Below are 20,445 nucleotides of genomic sequence, written 5' to 3' on the forward strand. Positions count from 1 at the left end.
CGTGGCCGACGACGACAGCAAACTCTCCACCACGGCGCTGGCCAAAAAGCTGGATATCCCCGTTCAGCAGTTATTTGCCACGCTGCGCGACTACGGCTGGATACGTCGCAGCGGCGACGCCTGGACGCTGCTCCCAAAAGGCGAGTTTGAAGGCGGCTCCTACCAGAACAGCCGTCGCTATGGCCGATACATTGTCTGGCCGCAAACGCTGGACCACCACCCGTTGCTAGCGGCTATTGAATCCAATCAGCGTATTACGGCTGCGTCCATGCGCCGTTACTACCCCCGTCTGCACGCGCGCCAGATTAACCGGGCGCTGGCAGAGATCGGCCTGCAGCATCACTCCATTCTCGGATGGGAGCTGACCGAGCTGGGTAAGTCGCTGGGGGGTAAGCAGGAAGAGAGCGAATCCAGTGGCGCCTACTACGTGACCTGGCCCCACGAAATTATTGATCACCCGGTGATTCATCGCGAACTGACTTGTCAATCGGACCAGATCCCGACAGCCGAGCCCGCGGACGCGGGGGCTGAGCCGGATCTTTTTGCCAGCCCGGCTGAATCCGTGAGCTGCGTTGGTATTGATGGGCACCAGCTTGATACACCGCTGCAAATGCGCGTGTGTAACTGGCTGTACCTCGCCCAGCTTGCGCACGCGTTCAAGCGGGCACTGCCCACAGAAGAACTTATTACCGCGGATTTTTACATCCCCGCGGGCAATGTCTATATCGATTGCTGGGACAGCGATATCAGCGCCGGGGAAATTTCGCAGCGGCTGCGCAAGCGCGAGCTGTATCGGGAGCTCGGCCTGCACAGTCTCGAGGTCAACGCCGCCGACGCAGAGCGGCTCGACGAAGTGCTGGGGCGTGGCTTACTGGCGCTGGGTATCCGCTGCTGACTTACTTCCGCTGCAGGAAGGCACCGCACTCCATGTGGTCGGTGTACGGGAACTGGTCAAACATCGCAAAGCGCTGCACCTGGTGCGTTTCGCTCAGTACCGCCAGGTTGTCCGCCAGCGTGTGCGGATTGCACGAAATGTAGATGATGGCATCGAAACGCTGCACCATTTTCACCGTGGCATCGTCCAGCCCCGCCCGGGGTGGATCCACAAATACCGTGCGCAGGTCGTAATCCTGAAGCGGTTTGGGGATATCGCGCAAGCGCCGGAATTCCCGTTCACCCTGCATGGCCTGGGTAACTTCCTCCGCGGCCAGGCGAATGATTTGCACGTTGTCGCTGGCATTGGCTTCGATATTTTCTCGGGCTGCGCGCACCGATGTTTTGGCGAGCTCGGTGGCGATGACCTCGTCGAAGTGCCTGGCCAGGGGCAGGGTGAAGTTGCCATTGCCGCAGTAAAGTTCCAGTAGGTCGCCGTCCAATTCAGCGGCACGCTCGCAGGCCCACTCAATCATGTTGATGTTGACCCGGGCATTGGGCTGCGTAAAGGCCTGCTCATACTGGTTGTAGGAGTACGTGCGCCCCTCGATGTTGAGTTGTTCTGTGACCCAGTGATTGCCCAGCACGATTTTCTGTTTGCGGCTGCGGCCGATGATCGAAAGACCGGGAGAGTCGGTTTGCAGTTGCTGCCGCAGCGCTTCGGCCTGCTGTTCCCAGTCTTCCTCCAGTTTGCGATGGTAGATCAGGGTCACGAGCATTTCGCCCGAGAGTGTGGCGAGAAACTCCACCTGGAAAAGTTTGCGCCGAAGCGCCTCGTTGCCCGCCAGTGCCGCTCGCAGTATCGGCATCAGTACCTGGATACTGTCGCAGGCGATGGGAAAGCTCTCGATGGGCACAGGCGTTTTGGGGTCGTCCTTGCGGAACATCACATAATCGAGCGCGTCGCCCTCGTGCCACATTCGAAACTCGGCGCGCATCCGAAACCCTCTCGGCCGGGACGGGTACACATCGGGCTCACCCTGACACCAGGGCGAGAGCAGTGCCTGTACCGTGTTGCGCTTTGCCGCCAGGACCTGATCGTAGTCCTGCGGCTTGACGTTGCTCATAGGCATGTCAGATCTGCTCCTTGTTGCGTGCGTCCCACAGTGCCCGCGCTCGCAGCTCACAGGCAGGCAGGTCGTCGGCATAACCGAGTGCCAGCAGTGCAGCGGCGGTGGTTGCCAGGGTTGCATCAAGGCCGTAGTTGTCGTGACTCTCGCCGCGCCACAGAGCCTGTAAGGGTGCTGTGGTCGGGTGTCCCACCGCGGGTGCTTTGCCCTCAATCGTGCGCGCCATCAGCTGCTCGGATTCCTGCTCTCCGTCTAACAGCAGCAAGCGGGTTTTGGCCTGTGGCTTGATTTCCACCTCGCCGCTATCGCCTTTGAAGACCAGTGAGCGCGGCTGTCCGAGCAATTTGTCAGCGGCGTGATGCAGGGCGCCATAGGCCGGGTGAAAAATACTGTGAATACTGGCGGATGCACCCAGGGGGTTGAGCATGCGCGTCAGGGTGTTTACCGGCGAACGCAAGCCCAGCAGGGGGCGCAGCTGCATGAGCTGATTCAATGGTGCGCAGAAGTGCCGCAGGGGCAGGTAGCTAAGCTTATGAGTGTCGAGTTGTTGGGCCACCTGGGTCCAGTCGTCTGCCACGGGCAGGCCCAGCGCGCGCATGGCCTGTTCTGTGTACAGCCGGCCCTGGGTGTGACCATCGCCGCCGTGCAGGAATACGCGGTATCCGGCCTGGGCCAGCAGGCTCACTGAGAGCAGGAACCACGGGTGTTGGGCCCGTTTACCGGCATAACTGGGCCAGTCCAGGTCGGCGTTGAGGGAGGCTGGGGGCGCTGTCATCACGGCGCGACAGGCGTCCACAAAGCCGGCGAGCTCTTCACCGGTCTCTTCTTTTACCCGCAATAACATGAGGAAGGCGCCAACTTGCATGGGGTCGGCTTCGCCGCGCAGCAGCATGGTAAATGCGGTGCGCGCCTCGTCGCGGTCCAGCGAGCGGCTGCCGGTCTTGCCTTTGCCGAGTATGCGAATGTAGGGCGCGAAGGGGTGTTCTTCGCGAGGAATTTGAAAGTCAGTGGTCACAGTAGCTCAGAGACAATTTTCAGGTTTTGGCAGGCCGGCGATTTTACTGCCCAGTTTGGCCGGCGAGCCGGGAAACAGGCTCATCAGGTAAATACTCTTGCCCTTGTCAGGCCCGAGCTTGAGTGCGCAATATTTTACCAGAGGACGCATGGCGGGTGAGGCGTCGAATTCGCGGTAGTAACTGCGTAGTAGCTCGATGACTTCCCAGTGGCCGTCACCGAGTGCGATATCTTCAGCGGCGGCAATCTGCCGGGCGACCTCTGGAGACCAGTCATCCAGGTTCAGCAGGAAGCCTTCCTTGTCGAATGCCGAGGCGGAAAGCACAGGTCAGTACCAGGCCAGCTGACGAGGGTATTCCTCGGTCAGTGCCACAAAGCCGGCCATGTCGGTAGCGGGGAAGGCCAGCAGTTCCTGGGCAATACCCGCGGCGCTGGCATCGCTCTCCATAACCTCGATCCGAAGCCCACTGGCCTTGAGCGTCTGGCTGAACTCGCTATTGGCCAATGCCGCGTAAACGCCATCACCCATGAGTAAGATGCTGTCGTCGGCGCCGGCTACCGCCAGGCAATCTGCGAGAGTACTGAGTGTGGCAACGGTATGCAGAATCATGTCAGCAGCCCACCAGGTGATCAGCATCGGCGAGCAGTGCCCTGATGCCTTCAGCCTCGAGGGCGTGTACCGGCAGTATCAAATCCCCTGCGCAGAGGCCGTAGCGCTTGAGCGCATCCGCTTCCACATAGACAGATTCAATATCCACCAGAGGCAGTGATGACAGTGCACGGCCGACATTTTTCTGGCCGATGGCCTCGCTGGCTTGCTCGCGCTGCAGCTGCAGTACACCCTGGCCCATAAACACGAGATCAAAGTCTTGTTCAAAGGCGCCGAGTGCCAGAGCGAGATCAACTGAGGCGCGCGCCAGGCTGCTGCCGTAAGGCGTGCGCCGTATCAGCACCACGTAGCGCTTCTTGTCAGCCATATCAGCCACCGAAGGTTACCAGTCGGTCGGCACCCGCGCCGGCATCTACCAGCTGGCCCAGGCCGGATACGGTGAATGCGGGATGTACGGTGGCCGCGTTGCGCTCATAGCGTTCCGCCTCGGTGTTGTCGAGCATGCCGCGTTTGAGGGCAGAGGAGATGCACAGCACCAGGTCGACATTGTGATTGTCGGCGAGCGCCACCCAGGGCGCGAGGCGGTCAGCCTCATCCTGGGGAAATACCGCCATGGCTGAGCCGGTGGTGGTGCCTTCATCGAGGAAAAAGACTCGGTTGATCTGGTGGCCCCGGGCAATGGCCGCCTGGGCGAACGCGCAGGCGCTGCGTGCACCCGAGCCTGAGGCGGGTGAACTGTTGACCAGCAGGGNATAGATCAAAATCGGATCCTCTAAAACAAAAAACCCCGGCCAAGGACCGGGGTCTTCAAGGATTGGCTGCGCTTAGTCGTCGCCGCCCATGGCGGTGAGCAGGTGCAGCATGTGGATGAACAAGTTGTAAATGTTCAGGTACAGGCTGACGGTGGCGCGGATATAGTTGGTTTCGCCGCCGTTAATGATGCGGCTGGTATCAAACAGAATCAGGCCGGACATGATCATAACGATGGCCGCGGAAATGGTCAGCGACAGCGCGGGAATGCCCATGAAAATATTGGCGATAGACGCTACCACTGCTACCAGCAGACCTACCATCAGGAAGCCGCCCATGTAGGAGAAGTCCTTACGGGTGGTCAGGGCGTAGGCAGACAGGCCGAAGAACACCACCGCGGTGCCACCGAGAGCCTGCATAACCAGCGCAGGGCCGCCGGGCATGGACATGTAGTAGTTGAGCATAGGGCCAATCGAGGCACCCATGACGCCGGTAAAGGCGAAGATGGCGGGCAGGCCCTTGGCAGTGTCGGCCATTTTGTGGACGACGAACAGCAGGCCGAAGCCGACCAGGCTCAGGATCAGGCCAACGCCGTGGGACAGGCCCATGGCCATGGAGATGCCGGCGGTTACCGCAGAAAACGCCAGGGNCATGCCGAGTAGCATGTACGTGTTCTTGAGCACCTTGTTGGTGGCCAGGACACTGTCCACGCCAGTAGTGTTCATGTTGTACAGACTCTTGTCTTGCATCGTTAACTCCGTTGTGTGGTGCACTTCACGTGCGAGTATCGGTTGGACAAATAATAAGGGTGAATAGTTCAAATTTAAAGGGTTGTTAGCCTTGAATTTAATAGGGTTATCTTGCTGAATTTACAGGAATTTTTGTAGGGTTATAGGCACAACAGGGGGAAATATGTCCGAACAGATCGTGGTGTCGTCCGATACCTTCACCATCGAGGCCCCGGCAGCGCTGGTCTGGCAGGTAATTGTCGACTTCGCCAACTATGGCGAATGGAACGCATTCTGCCCGTCAATGGAGACGGAGCTGGTGCTGGGTGCGCCGGTCGTGATGAAGGTCGATCTTGGCTTCGGCCTCAGTGACCAGGTTGAGTACATGTCCTGTATTGAGGCCCCACACCGCATTGCCTGGGCCATGGAAAACAAGCCGGGAGATCCTATTCACGCCGAGCGCTGGCAGGTGATTGAGCCTATCGACGACAACCGCTGCACCTATGCCAGCTACGACGAATTCTCCGGCCCCGAGGTACAGGGCATGGTCGAGATGATGGGCGAAGCGGTTCGCAAGGGATTCAATATCTGCGGTGAAGGTCTCAAGGGCAGGGCAGAACAACTGTACCGTGAGGGTAATGAAAGTTAACTCTGATTGCTGCTGTTCCGTCTGGTTACTTTACCAATAGCATTATCACTGAGACCGGTTAGTTCTGCCGAGATTCAATTAACAGCTCGAAAGAGCGCTGGCGGTCCTCGAAGTAGTACATATTCGTCACCGCCATGATTTCGTCCGCCTGGTGCAGCTGTGCCAGGTGGTTAATCTGCTCCCAAACCTGCGCCGGGGTGCCTACGGCGCGGCTGTCTTCGCGGCTGCGAATAAATGCCATTTCACGTGGTCCCAGCGGGTACGCGCAGGCTTCTGCCGGGGTCAGTGACCTGCCGTCGCTCTCGCCAGTGAAAAATCGAAACAGGTTCAGGTCGTGGGCCAGGCAGAGGGCCTTGGCCCGCTCTTCGTCGTCGGCACAAAATACGCTCAGGGTCAGAATGGCGTGTGGTTCGGGCTGTAATTCACTGGGTTGGAAGTGCTGTTTGTAGTGCCCGATCAGCCGGTGGTCTGCCTGCGGATTAATGAACAGACCGAGGTTGTAGGGCAGGCCGCGCTGTGCCGCCAACACGGCGCTGTCGGCGCTGGAACCGAGCATCCACAGGGGAATGCCGGGTTGCGGCCGCGGGCTGACCACAGGACGGGTGTTGTCGTCCCAGAGGTAGTGGCTGAGTTGCTCGGTGAGTTCCGGAAAACGTTCAAATTTTGGCCTGCCATCGGTCGCCAGTGCCACAGCCGTCGACATATCGGCGCCCGGCGCCCGGCCGATGCCCACATCGATTCTGCCGGGGTAGAGGTTGCTCAGCAGCGAGAATACCTCGGCTACTTTGTAGGGGCTGTAGTGGGGCAGCATGATACCCCCGGAGCCTATGCGAATACGTTCGGTGGCCGCGCCCACTGCGGCCAATAGCACTTCGGGCGCGCTGCCGGCGACGGTGGCAAAGGCGTGGTGCTCCGACAGCCAGAAACGGTGATAACCCAGCATTTCGGCGAGCCTGGCCATTTCGATGGTTTCTTTCAGGGCGGTGGGTGCTTCCGAGGGTTGTCTTGCCAGGGACTGGTCAAGAATCGATAACTGCATATTTGCTCTGCGCACTGGCTACAAAGGCGCTAGTTTAAGCTATGATCGCCGCCACTTGCTATGACCGCTATTTACCTTGTTGGAGCCTTTGTATGAGCCTGGAAGATATGAAAGCCGGCGAAGTTATTCGTCGCGAAGTGATGGGTAGTAACCATGTGGATGCCTCCCTGGGCAACGCCACGGAGCTGGATATGCCGCTGCAGGAAGCCGCCATGGAGCATGTGTGGGGTGGGGTATGGACCCGCGACGGGCTGGATCGACGGACCCGGAGCATTGTCACCGTCTCCATGCTGATTGCGCTGCAGGCTCACGGCGAGCTCAAGGGGCATGTGCGCGGAGCACTCAATAACGGTGTGACGCCTGAAGAAGTGCGCGAGATCATCATGCACGCCGCCGCTTATTGCGGCTATCCACAGGCCCTGTCTGCTATGCGTGTGGCGCGCGAGGTGATTGATCAGTACGAGGGCTGATCTTTATTTGCGGTCCACGATGCCGTGGGCCGCAAGATCCCCCATAAAAGAGTCGATAAAGGCAGAGCGCATTTGTGCGATGTCATCGCTCTCCTCAATGCCGGCTGACGCTTCCCAGAGCCGATCTGCCGTGCTGACCTCGTAGAGTTTCGCTGTGAGGTGGACTGAGGTGTGTTCCGCCCAAAAGTCCTGGGTTTCCCCGACCTGGTAGGGAACGCCGTAGACACGTCCACGTCCGTAATAACCCGTGCCGTAAACCGGTGCGACACCGTAGTATTTGCGCCCCGGGTGGAGTACGGCAGTTTCATCGCGTCCCGCGAAGAGGGTGACCAGCACTGTGTCTACATCGGCCTCTGCTGCTATTTTTGCTACATCTTCCCGGTTAATCTCGGTTCCCGGATGCAGGGTGTAACTTGCCACTGCCCTGACGCCTTGTTTGTGCAGGGCCTCTGCGAATTCCTGCTCAAACGCCCTGCGGCCTGATTCGCTCGAGGCTGCAGTGTATACCAGTACGCCGCGCAGACCACGCTTGTCGGACAGGTTCGTGGCTGTCCAGGATTTGGTAACAGTGGCGGTAGGGGTGCAGGCGGCAAACAGTGTGCTGACTAGTAGCGCAACAAAGGCAATGTGTTTGATGATCCTATCTCCCAGCAGGCGATGACGAAGGTTGCCATCGAGTATACGCGAAACGCTGTGGCAGGGGGTTGACAGTGACTGTGGCGATTCACAGCTGCATACGTTTCAGTCTTTATTGAACTCGCCGATAAATATTTATGTCTACCGCGCACCGGTGGGCTACGCTGTTTAACTCATCGAACGACAGGAGACCTGATAGTGAGTTTGATTGATTTATTGAAACAGAAAGTGGAAAAACAGATGGCCGTATACGACGAGCAGCTTGAAGCGGCGCAGGCCAATGCGCGCGCTCGCAAAGCTCAGGCCGAGGCGGATCTGGCGGATGCTGACCTGGACGAGGAAATTCTCGGCCAGGTGAATGACATCAAGGAGAAGTTGGCAGAGGGGCAGGCGTATCTAAAGGAACTGGCCGATGCCAGTGAAGATAAAGCCGAGGAAATCAAAGCGCGTGCTGCGGCTTTTTTCCAGTAGGAAATTAAAGCTGGTTTGAGAGAAAGTGGCCTCTACCGAGGTAGAGGCCATGCGAAGTCAGAGTTACCCGACGAGTATCGCGATTATCCTGCGATGCGTTCCGTTGGGTTTTTTGTCGTTCACGCTTTCAGTTATCGCATTGGCTCAGTCACGCCGATCTTCCACGCGCTCGGAAGTGCGCGCTTCTGTTCTCGCTTCTACGCGCGCGTCTGAGCGCGATGTGGAACAAGCAGATAGAAGGGTAGAGCTGGAGATCAGGGCCACACAGGCCAGGGTGTAGAAAGTTTTCAATGCTAGATCCTCGTTTTCCTGCCTGTCAGATTGCGCCTGTTGTCGTTGCAACAGCGGTGTTCTGGAACAGGCCGTCAGTGAAAAACACGTGCCCAGAGCAAAAATTTAACATTATGAATTCTCAGTAAGCTTAGTTAGTACTTGGGGATTATCAAGGGCGAGCTACGAAGCTCATGTATTCGACTAGCTTGTGCGTTGTGAGGTGCTCATTTTATTGAGGCGATACAACTAGAGCGGTATCTGTGGGGTAGGCTGGCGCTGGCAGCACAAAAAAAGGGCACCCATCGGGTGCCCTTTTCGTATATGGCGGTGGGCCAGGGATTCGAACCCCGGGAGGGGATAAACCCTCAACGGTTTTCAAGACCGCCGCTTTCGACCACTCAGCCAGCCCACCGAAACTTACAAATTGTTTGCGCCTGTACCGCGGTACGGAGCAGGCGAGGATTATACCGATTGGAGAGACAGGCACAAGGGCCCAAAGCCGTTTGCGCCTGTTTTCTCAGGTCTTTTTAGCCCTGTGCGGCCTCTGGCTCCTTCTTGGGTTCAGCTGTCGCCTCCACTGCAGCAGACTGTGCGTCTGTCTCGGAGGTGGCCTCCGGTGCAGGTGCTGCAGCCTCGGCAACGGGCGCTTCGCTGTCCGCCGCTTCTTCAACGGCAACTTCTTCAGTCGGGGTTGCTTCAGCAACCGGTGTTGCCGTTGTCAGTGGGCCGCGGGGATCGTTGGCCGCACGGGGCACGACGCGCCCGCTGTGCGCGGCGGCAGGGGCCACGGTGTCACTGAACAGAGCGAAGGTATTGGTGCTGATCGCCAATTCAGTCACCGGTTTGGCGGCGACACGCGGGTCGTTAATCGCACGGCCATCGCCAGTGATGCCGGCGGGCGGTATTGCGGGTGTAGCGGGCTCGGCCTCTACGACTTTCTCTACAGTCTTTTCGGCAGTTTTTTCGACAGTTTCTTCGACAACCTCGGCTGTCTCTGCAACTGCCGGGGCAGCTTCAGCGACTTCCTCTGCGGGTGCAGCGGTAGCTTCGGTGGCGGGAGCCGGTGCCGGAGTCTCCGTCTTGGGCTGTTCAGCCTTCGGCGCCTCGGCTTGAGGTGCTGCAGCTTGAGTTGCTTCAATTGGCGCAGTGTCAGCCTGAGCCACTTTGGGCTGCGCTTCTGCCTGCGGTGCCGGAGCCTCGGCTTCGGCTTTAACGGCGGGCTGTGATGCCAGCGCCTGAACGTTGCCTGCTGCCTGTTCACCGTCGGCCTTGCGGCTGCGGTTGCGGCGACGGCGCGGTTCGCCACGCTTCATATCAGATGGGCGCTTGCGCGGTGCATCTTCGCGACGATCGCCACCCTGGGGTGCTGCATCCTGCTGCTGATCCTGGCTGTTAGCTTCAACCGCCTGGTCCTGCTTGCGACGATCATCGTTGTTACGACGACGGTTGCGGTTACGATTGCGATTGTTGCCGCCTTCTTCGCTGCGCTGACGCTTCTGCTGGTTGTCACCGGCTTCCGACTTGCGCTGCTGATCGCCATCACGATTTTGCTGGTTGCGGTTATCGCCGCGCTGCTGGCTGTCGCCATTCCGGTTCCGGTTGCGATTGCGGTTGCGGTTGCGATTACGATTGTTGCCGTTACCGCCAGATTTTTGCTCGCCACCCTGACGCTGTTGGGGTTTGCTCTTGCCTTTGCCCTTGGCAGGTTTTTGTTCCTGCTCAGGCTCGCCAACAATGGCGGCCCAGATACGCGTGAAGAGGCCTGGCTTGGGCTCAGGCTTACGCTGCTTGCCACCGCGTTTGCGGTTTTGGGGCTGCTTCTGCTGCTTGGGCTTTTCTTCGCGTGGCGCGGCTTCAGGCGCAGGAGCGGAAGGTGTTACCGCCTGGACGGCAGCCTGTTGCACGGGGATGGCCGCCTTGTGGCTGTCGGTGATGGCATCCATGTCGGGTTCAGCCATGTCGATCTTGTAGCTGATCTCGTGACCTTCGACTTCGTCGTCGCGCAGGCGCTGCACTTCGAAGTGGGGTGTCTCTAGGTTGGGGTTGGGCACAACCAGTACCCGTACCTTGGTGTCGATCTCGATACCGTTTAAAGCACCGCGCTTCTCGTTGAGCAGGTAGGCAGCCACGTCGACAGGGACGATGGCGCGCACCTCGGCGCTGCGATCCTTGATGGCCTCTTCTTCGAGCAGGCGCAGAATCGACAGGGCCAGCGACTTGGTGTCGCGAATGGTGCCCTGGCCGTTACAGCGGGGGCAGACTTTGCCACTGGTCTCACCCAGAGAGGGGCGCAGGCGCTGGCGTGACATTTCCAGCAGACCGAAGCGGGAAATACGGCCCACCTGAACTCTGGCGCGGTCAATGCCCAGCGCTTCGCGCATGCGGTTCTCAACTTGGCGCTGGCTCTTGGAGGCCAGCATGTCGATAAAGTCGATCACCACCAGGCCGCCCATGTCGCGCAGGCGTAGCTGGCGGGCTATTTCGTCAGCGGCTTCAAGGTTGGTCTTGAGGGCGGTTTCCTCAATGTCCTTGCCTTTGGTAGCGCGCGCCGAGTTGATGTCGATGCTCACCAGTGCTTCGGTGGGGTCGATGACAATCGAGCCGCCAGAGGGCAGGCGCACTTCACGCTGGAAGGCGGTTTCGATTTGGCTCTCGATCTGGAAGCGGTTGAACATGGGGATGTTGTCGTCGTACTGGCGCAGGCGGCTCTTGTACTGCGGCATTACCATGCCGACGAAGTCCTGGGCCTGTTTGAAGGCTTCAGGGGAGTCGATGAGTACCTGGTCGATATCGTCGCGCAGATAGTCGCGTACTGCGCGGATGATGACATTGCTTTCCTGGAACAACAGGGTGGGGGCTTTGACTTCGCCGTTGGCCTCGCCAATTTTCTCCCACAGTGACAGCAGGTAGTTCAGGTCCCACTGCAGCTCTTCGGTGGAGCGGCCGACGGCAGCGGTGCGTACGATGACGCCCATGCCGTTGGGAATTTCCAGGTGCGACATGTTTTCGCGCAGTTCGCTGCGCTCGTCGCCCTCAATGCTGCGGGAGATACCACCGGCGCGAGGATTGTTGGGCATGAGCACCATGTAGCGGCCAGCGAGGCTGATAAAGGTGGTCAGGGCTGCGCCCTTGTTACCGCGCTCTTCCTTATCGACCTGCACGATAACTTGAGTGCCTTCCTTGACTACATCCTTGATCTTGAGACGGCCGTCACCTTCCGGCTTGCGGTAAAAATATTCGCGGGCGATTTCCTTAAGCGGCAGAAAGCCGTGGCGCTCGGCGCCGAAGTCGACAAAGGCGGCTTCAAGAGAGGGTTCAACGCGGGTGATCTTGCCCTTGTAGATGTTGGATTTTTTCTGGATACGGGTGCGATTTTCGATATCCAGGTCGTACAGACGCTGGCCGTCAACCAGCGCGACACGCAACTCTTCAGGTTGAGTTGCGTTTATCAGCATTTTCTTCATAGATGTGCCATTAGCCTTAAGAGCAGACCTGGCGGGGCAGGGAATACAGTTAGAGAGCAGGCAATCAAGCCTGTTAAGGGAGGGGCTGCAGCAGAGCTGCGTTGCACTGGGCGTCTGCCCTGTATCGGTAAATGCCTCTCCCGGCATCCAGGTTCCAGGGACGCCGCCATCCGGCGGAGCCTTGCAGCGTCGGCAGGGGTACTTGTGGTACTGACTCCGCCTTTTTGTTAGTGTCGCAGCACCTGGGGCTTGCGACGACGCTGGTATATCTCGTTAACTGATTCGGTGTCCCGGCAATCACTGCTGCTCGGTTACATTTTATGTCGATTCAGGCGCTTGGCTGGCGGCATATTCGGACCGCGGTTGAAGCCATCGCCTCGACATCCTCAATATGTGATCTGTCTGGCGGTACCTTGCAATTTCATCAGCAGGCCCACACTTCGCCAGGAATGTTACTCACCGGCACCGGAAAAACTCACGGGCGGGTGCGATCACAGCGGGCGGACTATACCAGCAATTCAAGGAAAATTAAACGATTTCCGTAGCTTATGTCAGATAGCGAACAATCAAAGCCAACTGTGCGATTTGTTACCGTGGGTGAGGACTACTCCGGGCAGCGCCTGGACAACTTCCTGACCCGCGAACTGAAGGGTGTACCCCGAACCCGGCTCTATAAAGCGCTGCGCAAGGGCGAGATTCGGGTCAATAAAGGACGAGTCAAGGCCGACTACCGCCTTGCGGCCGGCGACAAGGTGCGCATTCCCCCGCTGCGTACGCCCGCGCCCAGCGAGCCGCCTACGGTGCCTCGTTATTGGGCCGCGCAGTTGGGCGAGCGGGTAGTCTACGAGGACGGCAGCCTGCTGGTGATCAACAAACCCTCGGGGCTGGCGGTACACGGCGGTTCCGGTCTGAACTACGGCATGATTGAGTGTCTCCGGCAGTTGCGCCCGGAGGATCGATATCTGGAACTGGTACATCGCCTCGATCGCGATACCTCGGGGCTGATCATGGTCGCCCGCAAGGCGTCAGCGCTGCGCGAGCTGCACCGCCAATTGCGCGAGGATAGGGTCGACAAGCGCTATCTGGCCCTGGTGCCGGGTAAGTGGCCGCGCAATCTGCGCAAAGTAGAGGCGCCACTGGAGAAGAATACCCTGAAGTCTGGCGAGCGAATGGTGCGGGTGTCCCGCGAGGGCAAGCCATCGATCACCGAATTTTCGGTCGTGGAGCGTTTCGATCGCGCCACGCTGGTTCAGGCCAAGCCGGTAACGGGTCGCACCCACCAGATCCGGGTGCATGCCCTGCATGCCGGTTTTCCACTGCTGGGTGATGCCAAGTACGGTTCGGAGAAGGGGGAGCAGCTGTGTCGTGAGCTGGGTCTCAAGCGGCTCTTTCTGCACGCCCATGAGCTGCGTTTCAAACTGCCGGGAGTAGGTCGTTTGGAGCTCCAGGCTCCCCTCGATGAAGACCTTGAAATGGCTTTAGAAAAACTACGTAATTAATTGAAATATGATTATATTTGATTGGGATGGAACCCTGTGCGACTCGGTCGCTCAAATTGTGGTCGCGGTACAGCAGGCAGCGACGGGTATGGGGCTGAAAGCACCCAGTGATGCCGCCGCAGCCAACATTATCGGTCTCGGCTTGCGCGAGGCGCTCGCCCGGCTTTACCCCGATATTCCGGAGGAGGAGCTGGTGGCGATGATAAAGGCGTATTCCGCCACTTATGTAGCCAATGAGGAGGCCCCGCCACAGTTGTTCCCCGGCGCCCTGGACACGCTGCAAGCCCTGCGAGACAGCGGCTATGCGCTGGGTGTCGCCACGGGTAAAAGCCGTCGGGGCCTGGATCGGGTGCTGGCGAGATTGGGCATGGAGGAATTCTTCGAAATTACCCGTTGCGCCGACGAAACCCGTTCCAAGCCACATCCCCAGATGCTTCAGGAGATCATGGCGGTGCAGCAAGTGGCGCCCCATGAGGTCATTATGGTGGGCGATACCGAGTACGACCTGGAAATGGCGGCCAACGCGGGTGTGGCCTCAGTGGGGGTGAGTTTCGGGGTGCACAGCGTCTCCCGCTTGCAAAAATACGGCCCCCTGGCGGTGGTGGATTCCCTCCCTGAGCTTATCGCCGTCATCGGCGCTCGTTAGCGCTGGACTCCGCTGCCCTTGGGCAAGTAAAATGCGCGCCAATTCAAGCACTAACGGCCGAAATCGTGCGCGAACTATCACGCAAGGAAAAAACTGAATTCAACAAGCTGCAGAAGCGTCTGCGGCGGAACGTGGGTAACGCCATCGTCGATTACAATATGATCGAGGAAGGCGACAAGGTCATGGTGTGCCTGTCCGGGGGTAAAGACTCCTATGGCATGCTCGACATACTCATGAATCTTAAGCAGTCGGCGCCAATCTCCTTTGAGCTGGTGGCGGTGAACCTGGATCAGAAGCAGCCGGGCTTTCCGGAAGAAGTGCTACCTGAGTACCTGTCCGGTCTCGACATTCCTTATTACATTCTCGAGAAAGATACCTACAGCATTGTCAAGGAAGTGGTACCTGAGGGTAAAACCACCTGTGGGCTGTGTTCGCGCCTGCGCCGCGGCAGTCTGTATGGCTTTGCGCAAGATATTGGTGCGACCAAGATAGCCCTGGGGCACCATCGCGATGACATTGTCGAGACCCTGTTCCTGAACATGTTCTTTGGCGGCAGCCTCAAGGCCATGCCGCCCAAGTTGCTCTCGGACGACAAAAAGAACGTGGTGATCAGGCCCATGGCCTACTGCAAGGAAGCGGATCTGGCCGAGTTTGCCCAGTACAAGGAATTTCCGATCATTCCCTGCAACCTGTGCGGTTCGCAGGAGAATTTGCAGCGCCAGCAGGTCAAGCAGATGCTTCACGACTGGGAGCGACAGTATCCTGGCCGCACTGAAACCATTTTCCGCAGCATTCGCAATGTGGCGCCGTCGCAGCTGGCTGACGGCGAACTGTTCGACTTCAACAGCCTCAAGGCCGACCAGATCGACACCGATCTGCATATCCCTGTGGTCAACGTGGTGAACCTCTGACCAACGCCTCTTCCAGCGCACCGCTGCTCGCAGCGGACAACCTGTCCCTGGAGCGGGGCGGGCGTCAGCTGTTTGAAGGATTGTCTTTTGCTATTCAGGCCGGTCAGTTGGTCCAGGTGGCCGGTGCTAACGGTGCTGGTAAAACCAGCCTGCTGCGGATATTGGCGGGGCTGTCCCGCTACGGTTATCTCGGGCGCGTGGAGCGCTCGGCGCCACTGCTGTATCTCGGTCACCAGAGCGGTGTTAAGGGCATGCTGACGCCGCGTGAGAACTTGTCCTGGCATGTCGCCGGTGAGGGTATCTACAGCGACGCTGCGATCGAGAGAGCGCTCGAGCAGGTGGGGCTTTATGGCTTCGAGGATGTGCCCAGCCATGCGCTGTCGGCGGGGCAGCACCGTCGGGTCAATCTGGCGCGCCTGTACCTGTCGCAAAGTCCTTTGTGGTTGCTCGACGAACCCTTTACTGCCATTGATGTTGACGGCGTCGCTGCGCTCGAGGCGTTAATGGTGGCCCACGCTCGCGAGGGTGGCGCGGTCGTATTGACCTCGCACCAGTTAATCAATGCCGCCTATCCCGTGCAGCAACTGTCACTCAGCACTGGTTTGAGCCAATGACGGCTCCGGGTACGGCTGCGTTCTGTCTTCGGTTGCTGCGGCGCCAGCTGGTGCTGGCCGTGCGCCGCCCCATTGAGATTGCCAATCCGCTGTTGTTCTTTGCCATGGTGGTGGCGCTGTTCCCGCTGGGCCTTGGCCCGGCACCGGATTCGCTGGCGGAATTTGCGCCGGGGATTCTCTGGATTATCGCCTTGCTGTCCAATCTGCTCACATCGGATACGGTCTTTCGCAGTGATTATGATGACGGCAGCCTGGAGCAGTTGCTGCTGTCGCCGCAGCCGCTGTTTCTGTCGGTGCTTGCCTATGTGGGCGCCCACTGGCTGGTAACCGGGATACTGCTGGCAGTGGTCTCGCCGGTGTTTGCGCTCATGCTGGGGCTGCCCGGGCAGGCGCTCGGGGCGCTGTTCCTGAGTCTGCTGATTGGCACCGCAGTGCTCAGCCTGGTGGGGGGCATCGGCGCTGCACTCACCGTGGGGTTAAAGCGCGGCGGCATGCTCATTTCATTGCTCATACTGCCGCTGTACATGCCCGTACTCATTTTCGGCAGTGCGGCCGTACAGGCGGCGGTTAGCGGGGCGCCCGCCTTGCCCTATCTGGCGATACTTGGCGCCATGCTCTCGCTGGCGATTGCGCTGGCTCCCATTGCTATTGCCGCAGGCCTGAGGATAAGTATTGATGCCTGATAATGTCCTGATCAAAATACCTGAACTTGCGCCTGTGCAGTTGTTCGCTGCNCCCGCGACTGTATAATCACCGCCGTTATGTGGACCTTCTTCCATAAACTCGGATCGCCGCCCTGGCTGTACGGAATTTCCGGCAGCATTCTGCGTTACCTCCTTCCTCTCACGCTGCTCGCGCTGACAATGGGTTTGGTCTGGGGCATGTTGTTTACCGAACCCGATTTTCGCCAGGGTAACAGTTACCGGATTATCTATATCCACGTGCCCGCCGCGGTAGTGGCTCTGGCCGGTTACTACGTGATGGCGATTGCCGGCGGCATCAGCCTGATCTGGAAAATGAAGATGGCGGACGTGGCCATGCGCGCCTGTGCCCCGGTGGGGGCCGCGCTCACGTTTATAGCGCTGGTCACCGGTGCGATTTGGGGTAAGCCGACCTGGGGTACCTATTGGGTCTGGGATGCCCGGCTCACGTCCATGTTGATCCTGTTCTTTCTCTATCTGGGGGTGGTGGCGCTCTACGAGGCCTACGACAATAAGGAGGCAGCGGGCAAAGCCTGTGCCGTGCTCAGCCTGGTCGGCACAGTTAACATCCCCATTATTTATAAGTCGGTGGACTGGTGGTACAGCCTGCACCAGCCCGCGTCCATCAAGTTCACCGGTGAGTCGACCATTGATCCCAGCATGTTGTATCCCTTGCTGCTGATGATTACAGCGTTCTATGCGCTGTTTACCTGTTTGTTGCTTATGAACATGAGGGCGGAGATTCTGGAGCGTGAGTCGCGCACCAAGTGGGTCCGCAAGCTGGCGCAGGAGGCACGGTAATGTACTTCGACAGTTTCCAGACGTTAATGCACATGGATGGCCACGGTCCCTATGTCTGGGCCGCCTACGCGATAACGCTTGCCGTAATTGTGCTCATGTTGCTATTGCCCGGGCGCAGGGCCAGGGCGCAATTGCGCCAGGTGGCCGGGGAACTTCGGCGCCAGCAGGGCGCTCCAAATACCGGGACCACAGAGGAAACCTGATGCATCCTGTTCGCAAACAACGTCTGATCCTGGTGCTGTTTATTGTTGTGTTTTCCAGCGCGGCGATTGGCCTGGTGGCCTATGCGCTGCGCGGCAATATCAACCTGTTTTTTCCGCCGGCAGAAGTGGCTGCGGGCAAGGCCCCGATCGGTCAGGCGATCCGGGTCGGCGGTATGGTGAAAGAGGGTAGCGTCACCCGCAGTGATAACAGTCTCGAAGTGTATTTCGTGATCACCGATTTCAGCGCCGATGTGCCGATCACATATGAAGGGATTCTCCCGGATCTGTTCGATGAAGGACAGGGGGCGGTTGCTTCCGGGAAGCTCGATGCCGATGGGGTGTTGCGTGCCACGGAGGTGCTCGCCAAGCATGACGAGAACTATATGCCGCCGGAAGTGGCGGAGGCGCTGGAAAAGTCAGGATTTGACCACAAGGGGGTGAAACAATGATCCCTGAGTTAGGGCTGTTCTCCCAGATCGTTGGTCTGGGCATGGCGATTGCGCTCACCCTGATTCCTGCCTGGGGCGCCTGGTGCGGTCATCAGGCGTCTATGCAGTTGGGTCCCGGGCTCGCTGCGGGTATGACCTTCTTTATCACGCTATCGTTTATCTGCCTGAGTATTGCTTTTGTGCAGGACGACTTTTCTGTGGCCCTGGTGGCCAATAACAGCAATACCCTGTTGCCAATGGTGTACAAGCTGTGCGCGGTGTTTGGCAACCATGAGGGCTCGATGCTGCTGTGGAGTCTGATCCTGTGTTTGTGGACTCTTGCGGTCGCGATTCTCAGTCCCTCGTTGCCGCTGGTGTTCAAGGCGCGGGTGCTGTCGGTCATGGGCGCCATTGCCGTCGGTTTCCTGTCCTTTTCGCTGTTCACCTCTAATCCATTTGCGCGGCTCCTGCCAGGCATTCCCGCCGAGGGCAGTGACCTCAATCCCTTGTTGCAAGACCCGGGCATGATTATTCATCCGCCTTTGCTTTACATCGGTTACGCGGGTTTTTCGGTAGCCTTTGCCTTCGCCATTGCGGCGTTGCTTGGTGGTCGACTCGATGCTGCCTGGGCTCGCTGGTCGCGGCCCTGGACCAATGTTGCCTGGGCGTTTCTCAGCCTCGGTATCATGCTCGGCAGTTGGTGGGCTTACTATGAGCTGGGCTGGGGCGGCTGGTGGTTCTGGGATCCGGTAGAAAATGCGTCGTTTATGCCCTGGCTGGCAGGGACGGCACTTATTCACTCGCTGGCGGTGACCGAGAAGCGAGGCCTGTTCAAGAGCTGGACGGTACTGCTGGCGATCTTCGCCTTTTCGCTGTGTCTGTTGGGTACCTTCCTGGTGCGCTCCGGGGTGATTACCTCGGTGCACGCCTTCGCCAACGATCCCGAGCGCGGCGTCTTTATTCTGGTATTCCTGGCCATTGTGGTGGGCGGGTCACTGACCCTGTACGCGCTGCGCGCGCCGGCCGTGGCCAGCCGGGTAACGTTTGCCTGGGTATCGCGGGAATCCCTATTGTTGGTCAACAATGTCGTGTTCCTGGTGGCAACGCTGACAGTTCTGTTCGGTACCTTGTTCCCGCTGCTGATGGATGCTCTGGGCGGTGGTAAGTACTCGGTGGGGCCGCCTTATTTTAACGCGGTATTTGTGCCGCTGATGGCGCTGTTGGTGCCCTTTATGGGGGTGGGCCCGATTTCCCGGTGGAAGAAAGATACGCCGGCGCGGTGGCGCAGTGAATTGTTGCTGCCCCTGGCGGTGGCCGTGGTCTGCGCTCTGACCCTGCCGCTGCTCGGCGCAGATTACAACCTGTGGGTGGCGCTGGCGGTGCTGCTGGCAGGGTGGTTGGTGTTCGGTTTGGCCAGAGACTGCTGGAACCGGGTGAAAACTGCCAGCGATATCGGCCGCGGATTCCGCCGTCTGCCTGCCAGTTACTGGGGGATGGTGACCGCCCACCTGGGCTTTGCCGCCTGCATCGTCGGCGTTGTTGCCACCAGTCAGTACAGTGTTGAACACGACCTCAAAATGCAGCCGGGCGACGTGGAAACGGTCGCCGGTTATGAGTTCCGCTTTGTCGAAGTTGCGCCGGTTCGCGGCCCCAATTACGTCGCCGATGAGGCCCGCTTCGAGGTGAGTCGCGATGGCAAGTTTGTGGCCCGGTTGGCGCCCCAAAAGCGCCGCTACCTTGCCGGTGGCTCGATCATGACTGAGGCGGCCATCGATCCCGGCCTGTTCCGCGACCTCTACGTGGCCATGGGTGAGCCCATTGGTACGGACGGTGCGTGGGCCATTCGCCTGCACTATAAGCCGATGGTGCGCTGGATGTGGCTGGGCGCCATACTGATGGCACTGGGTGGCTTTACGACCGTCGCAGACAAGCGTTATCGCAGTCGCAGGGCCGTGACTGCACCTGTCTCTGGAGCCCAGTATGCCGGCTAGATTAAAGCTGTTTTTGCCGCTGATTTTGTTTGCGGTGCTGGCAGCGTTTCTGCTCCGTGGCCTGCAACTGGATCCTACGGAATTGCCCTCGGCCTTGATAGATCAGCCCTTGCCCGCGTTTTCTCTGACTGCGTTGGGGAGTGGCGAAGCGCTCACCCGTGAATCTGTGACCGGCCAGGTGGCACTGTTTAATGTGTGGGCCACCTGGTGTGTGTCCTGTCGGGTGGAACACCCTTATCTGACCGACCTGGGTGCCGCCGGTGTCGCTATTTATGGCGTTAACTACAAAGACGATGACGCCGCTGCCATCACCTGGCTGGAGCAGCTCGGCGATCCCTATATTCTCAGCATCGCCGACCGCGAGGGCACTCTGGGGCTGGATCTGGGGGTCTACGGCGCCCCTGAAACCTACCTGGTGGATGCCGCCGGTGTTGTGCGTTATCGCCATGTGGGCGTGGTTGATGAGCGGGTCTGGACCACGATTCTGGCGCCCATTTACCGGGAGCTGGGTGGACAGGGAGGCCCTCAGTAATGCGTTTTGTCA

25 protein-coding genes and 1 tRNA gene are annotated in these 20,445 nt (G+C 59.1%); 14 read left to right on the forward strand and 12 right to left on the reverse strand.

Going from position 1 to position 20,445, the window contains the following annotated elements; genetic code table 11:
- Position 1: 1 nt before the first annotated feature.
- Positions 2-895, forward strand: a complete 894-nt coding sequence (locus A3709_RS02865; protein ID WP_066049795.1) for a hypothetical protein — start codon at positions 2-4, stop codon at positions 893-895.
- A gap of 1 nt (position 896) precedes the next feature.
- On the opposite strand, the gene trmA is transcribed toward A3709_RS02865, so the two are convergent.
- From trmA to A3709_RS02900, 7 genes are all read right to left on the reverse strand, one after another.
- On the reverse strand, positions 897-2,006 hold the full coding sequence (trmA, locus tag A3709_RS02870; protein ID WP_066049799.1) for a tRNA (uridine(54)-C5)-methyltransferase TrmA: 1,110 nt from the start codon (positions 2,004-2,006) through the stop codon (positions 897-899).
- A gap of 1 nt (position 2,007) precedes the next feature.
- Positions 2,008-3,018 carry a glycosyl transferase family protein gene (locus A3709_RS02875; protein ID WP_066049802.1) on the reverse strand — a complete coding sequence of 337 codons (1,011 nt, stop codon included), beginning with the start codon at positions 3,016-3,018 and terminating at the stop codon, positions 2,008-2,010.
- A gap of 6 nt (positions 3,019-3,024) precedes the next feature.
- Positions 3,025-3,342 carry a TusE/DsrC/DsvC family sulfur relay protein gene (locus A3709_RS02880; RefSeq protein ID WP_066049805.1) on the reverse strand — a complete coding sequence of 106 codons (318 nt, stop codon included), beginning with the start codon at positions 3,340-3,342 and terminating at the stop codon, positions 3,025-3,027.
- A 3-nt stretch (positions 3,343-3,345) separates the two neighbouring features.
- The gene (tusB, locus tag A3709_RS02885; RefSeq protein WP_082849839.1) at positions 3,346-3,654 is read right to left on the reverse strand and encodes a sulfurtransferase complex subunit TusB; all 309 of its coding nucleotides are present in this window, start codon (positions 3,652-3,654) and stop codon (positions 3,346-3,348) included.
- The gene (gene tusC, locus A3709_RS02890) at positions 3,629-3,994 is read right to left on the reverse strand and encodes a sulfurtransferase complex subunit TusC (RefSeq protein ID WP_066049891.1); all 366 of its coding nucleotides are present in this window, start codon (positions 3,992-3,994) and stop codon (positions 3,629-3,631) included. Before tusC ends, tusB begins: the two co-directional genes overlap by 26 nt.
- A 1-nt stretch (position 3,995) precedes the next feature.
- Positions 3,996-4,388 carry a sulfurtransferase complex subunit TusD gene (tusD, locus tag A3709_RS02895; protein WP_066049809.1) on the reverse strand — a complete coding sequence of 131 codons (393 nt, stop codon included), beginning with the start codon at positions 4,386-4,388 and terminating at the stop codon, positions 3,996-3,998.
- Positions 4,389-4,451: 63 nt separating this feature from the next.
- Positions 4,452-5,126 (reverse strand): Bax inhibitor-1/YccA family protein, encoded by a 675-nt coding sequence (locus tag A3709_RS02900; protein ID WP_197484053.1) that lies wholly within the window; start codon positions 5,124-5,126, stop codon positions 4,452-4,454.
- A gap of 163 nt (positions 5,127-5,289) precedes the next feature.
- Between A3709_RS02900 and A3709_RS02905 the strand changes: the two genes are divergently transcribed.
- Positions 5,290-5,754: an SRPBCC domain-containing protein gene (locus A3709_RS02905; protein WP_066049812.1), complete on the forward strand. Its 465-nt coding sequence runs from the start codon at positions 5,290-5,292 to the stop codon at positions 5,752-5,754.
- A 58-nt stretch (positions 5,755-5,812) separates the two neighbouring features.
- Here the strand turns inward: A3709_RS02905 and A3709_RS02910 are convergent, their stop codons facing one another.
- The gene (locus tag A3709_RS02910) at positions 5,813-6,793 is read right to left on the reverse strand and encodes an LLM class flavin-dependent oxidoreductase (protein WP_066049815.1); all 981 of its coding nucleotides are present in this window, start codon (positions 6,791-6,793) and stop codon (positions 5,813-5,815) included.
- Between the two features lie 92 nt (positions 6,794-6,885).
- On the opposite strand from A3709_RS02910, the gene A3709_RS02915 reads away from it, so the two are divergent.
- Positions 6,886-7,263 (forward strand): carboxymuconolactone decarboxylase family protein, encoded by a 378-nt coding sequence (locus A3709_RS02915; RefSeq protein ID WP_066049817.1) that lies wholly within the window; start codon positions 6,886-6,888, stop codon positions 7,261-7,263.
- Between the two features lie 3 nt (positions 7,264-7,266).
- On the opposite strand, the gene A3709_RS02920 is transcribed toward A3709_RS02915, so the two are convergent.
- Positions 7,267-7,683, reverse strand: coding sequence for a hypothetical protein (locus A3709_RS02920; protein ID WP_066049820.1), 417 nt, complete (start codon positions 7,681-7,683; stop codon positions 7,267-7,269).
- A gap of 414 nt (positions 7,684-8,097) precedes the next feature.
- Here A3709_RS02920 and A3709_RS02925 point away from each other — a divergent pair, with 414 nt between their 5' ends.
- Positions 8,098-8,370, forward strand: a complete 273-nt coding sequence (locus A3709_RS02925; RefSeq protein ID WP_066049823.1) for a hypothetical protein — start codon at positions 8,098-8,100, stop codon at positions 8,368-8,370.
- A 144-nt stretch (positions 8,371-8,514) separates the two neighbouring features.
- On the opposite strand, the gene A3709_RS23005 is transcribed toward A3709_RS02925, so the two are convergent.
- From A3709_RS23005 to rne, 3 genes are all read right to left on the reverse strand, one after another.
- Complete coding sequence (locus A3709_RS23005) at positions 8,515-8,661, reverse strand: hypothetical protein (RefSeq protein ID WP_156507545.1); 147 nt, start codon at positions 8,659-8,661, stop codon at positions 8,515-8,517.
- A 304-nt stretch (positions 8,662-8,965) separates the two neighbouring features.
- Positions 8,966-9,055: transfer RNA gene (locus tag A3709_RS02930), tRNA-Ser, on the reverse strand.
- Positions 9,056-9,170: 115 nt separating this feature from the next.
- Positions 9,171-12,107, reverse strand: coding sequence for a ribonuclease E (gene rne, locus A3709_RS02935; RefSeq protein WP_066049827.1), 2,937 nt, complete (start codon positions 12,105-12,107; stop codon positions 9,171-9,173).
- A gap of 548 nt (positions 12,108-12,655) precedes the next feature.
- On the opposite strand from rne, the gene rluC reads away from it, so the two are divergent.
- The 10 genes from rluC (at position 12,656) to A3709_RS02985 (ending at position 20,433) form a co-directional block, all read left to right on the forward strand.
- Positions 12,656-13,606 carry a 23S rRNA pseudouridine(955/2504/2580) synthase RluC gene (rluC, locus tag A3709_RS02940; protein WP_066049830.1) on the forward strand — a complete coding sequence of 317 codons (951 nt, stop codon included), beginning with the start codon at positions 12,656-12,658 and terminating at the stop codon, positions 13,604-13,606.
- Positions 13,607-13,613: 7 nt separating this feature from the next.
- The gene (locus A3709_RS02945; RefSeq protein WP_066049834.1) at positions 13,614-14,252 is read left to right on the forward strand and encodes an HAD family hydrolase; all 639 of its coding nucleotides are present in this window, start codon (positions 13,614-13,616) and stop codon (positions 14,250-14,252) included.
- A 65-nt stretch (positions 14,253-14,317) separates the two neighbouring features.
- On the forward strand, positions 14,318-15,163 hold the full coding sequence (gene ttcA / locus A3709_RS02950; RefSeq protein WP_066049838.1) for a tRNA 2-thiocytidine(32) synthetase TtcA: 846 nt from the start codon (positions 14,318-14,320) through the stop codon (positions 15,161-15,163).
- A gap of 23 nt (positions 15,164-15,186) precedes the next feature.
- Entirely contained in the window at positions 15,187-15,777 is a 591-nt protein-coding gene (gene ccmA / locus A3709_RS02955; RefSeq protein WP_066049841.1) for a cytochrome c biogenesis heme-transporting ATPase CcmA, read from the forward strand.
- Positions 15,774-16,460, forward strand: a complete 687-nt coding sequence (gene ccmB / locus A3709_RS02960) for a heme exporter protein CcmB (protein ID WP_066049844.1) — start codon at positions 15,774-15,776, stop codon at positions 16,458-16,460. The genes ccmA and ccmB overlap by 4 nt, the downstream gene beginning before the upstream one ends.
- Positions 16,461-16,538: 78 nt before the next feature.
- The gene (locus tag A3709_RS02965) at positions 16,539-17,279 is read left to right on the forward strand and encodes a heme ABC transporter permease (RefSeq protein WP_066049847.1); all 741 of its coding nucleotides are present in this window, start codon (positions 16,539-16,541) and stop codon (positions 17,277-17,279) included.
- Positions 17,279-17,482, forward strand: coding sequence for a heme exporter protein CcmD (ccmD, locus tag A3709_RS02970; protein WP_066049850.1), 204 nt, complete (start codon positions 17,279-17,281; stop codon positions 17,480-17,482). The genes A3709_RS02965 and ccmD overlap by 1 nt, the downstream gene beginning before the upstream one ends.
- The gene (ccmE, locus tag A3709_RS02975; RefSeq protein WP_066049852.1) at positions 17,482-17,931 is read left to right on the forward strand and encodes a cytochrome c maturation protein CcmE; all 450 of its coding nucleotides are present in this window, start codon (positions 17,482-17,484) and stop codon (positions 17,929-17,931) included. Before ccmD ends, ccmE begins: the two co-directional genes overlap by 1 nt.
- Entirely contained in the window at positions 17,928-19,901 is a 1,974-nt protein-coding gene (locus tag A3709_RS02980) for a heme lyase CcmF/NrfE family subunit (protein WP_066049856.1), read from the forward strand. The genes ccmE and A3709_RS02980 overlap by 4 nt, the downstream gene beginning before the upstream one ends.
- A complete protein-coding gene (locus A3709_RS02985; protein ID WP_066049859.1) occupies positions 19,891-20,433 on the forward strand; it encodes a DsbE family thiol:disulfide interchange protein in 543 nt (180 codons plus the stop codon). Before A3709_RS02980 ends, A3709_RS02985 begins: the two co-directional genes overlap by 11 nt.
- Positions 20,434-20,445: the final 12 nt, after the last annotated feature.

Origin of the sequence: Halioglobus sp. HI00S01 (genome assembly GCF_001635445.1) — a bacterium.
Lineage (GTDB): Bacteria > Pseudomonadota > Gammaproteobacteria > Pseudomonadales > Halieaceae > Halioglobus > Halioglobus japonicus.

Coding starts and splice junctions, on each gene's coding strand:
- A3709_RS02910 (WP_066049815.1), bottom strand. CDS start 6,793: ATGCAGTTATCGATTCTTGACCAGTCCCTGGCAAGACAACCCTCGGAA.
- A3709_RS02980 (WP_066049856.1), top strand. CDS start 17,928: ATGATCCCTGAGTTAGGGCTGTTCTCCCAGATCGTTGGTCTGGGCATG.
- A3709_RS02905 (WP_066049812.1), top strand. CDS start 5,290: ATGTCCGAACAGATCGTGGTGTCGTCCGATACCTTCACCATCGAGGCC.
- ccmB (WP_066049844.1), top strand. CDS start 15,774: ATGACGGCTCCGGGTACGGCTGCGTTCTGTCTTCGGTTGCTGCGGCGC.
- A3709_RS02965 (WP_066049847.1), top strand. CDS start 16,539: ATGTGGACCTTCTTCCATAAACTCGGATCGCCGCCCTGGCTGTACGGA.
- A3709_RS02985 (WP_066049859.1), top strand. CDS start 19,891: ATGCCGGCTAGATTAAAGCTGTTTTTGCCGCTGATTTTGTTTGCGGTG.
- ccmD (WP_066049850.1), top strand. CDS start 17,279: ATGTACTTCGACAGTTTCCAGACGTTAATGCACATGGATGGCCACGGT.
- rne (WP_066049827.1), bottom strand. CDS start 12,107: ATGAAGAAAATGCTGATAAACGCAACTCAACCTGAAGAGTTGCGTGTC.
- tusB (WP_082849839.1), bottom strand. CDS start 3,654: ATGCTGATCACCTGGTGGGCTGCTGACATGATTCTGCATACCGTTGCC.
- tusC (WP_066049891.1), bottom strand. CDS start 3,994: ATGGCTGACAAGAAGCGCTACGTGGTGCTGATACGGCGCACGCCTTAC.
- A3709_RS02915 (WP_066049817.1), top strand. CDS start 6,886: ATGAGCCTGGAAGATATGAAAGCCGGCGAAGTTATTCGTCGCGAAGTG.
- A3709_RS02945 (WP_066049834.1), top strand. CDS start 13,614: ATGATTATATTTGATTGGGATGGAACCCTGTGCGACTCGGTCGCTCAA.
- rluC (WP_066049830.1), top strand. CDS start 12,656: ATGTCAGATAGCGAACAATCAAAGCCAACTGTGCGATTTGTTACCGTG.
- trmA (WP_066049799.1), bottom strand. CDS start 2,006: ATGCCTATGAGCAACGTCAAGCCGCAGGACTACGATCAGGTCCTGGCG.
- ccmE (WP_066049852.1), top strand. CDS start 17,482: ATGCATCCTGTTCGCAAACAACGTCTGATCCTGGTGCTGTTTATTGTT.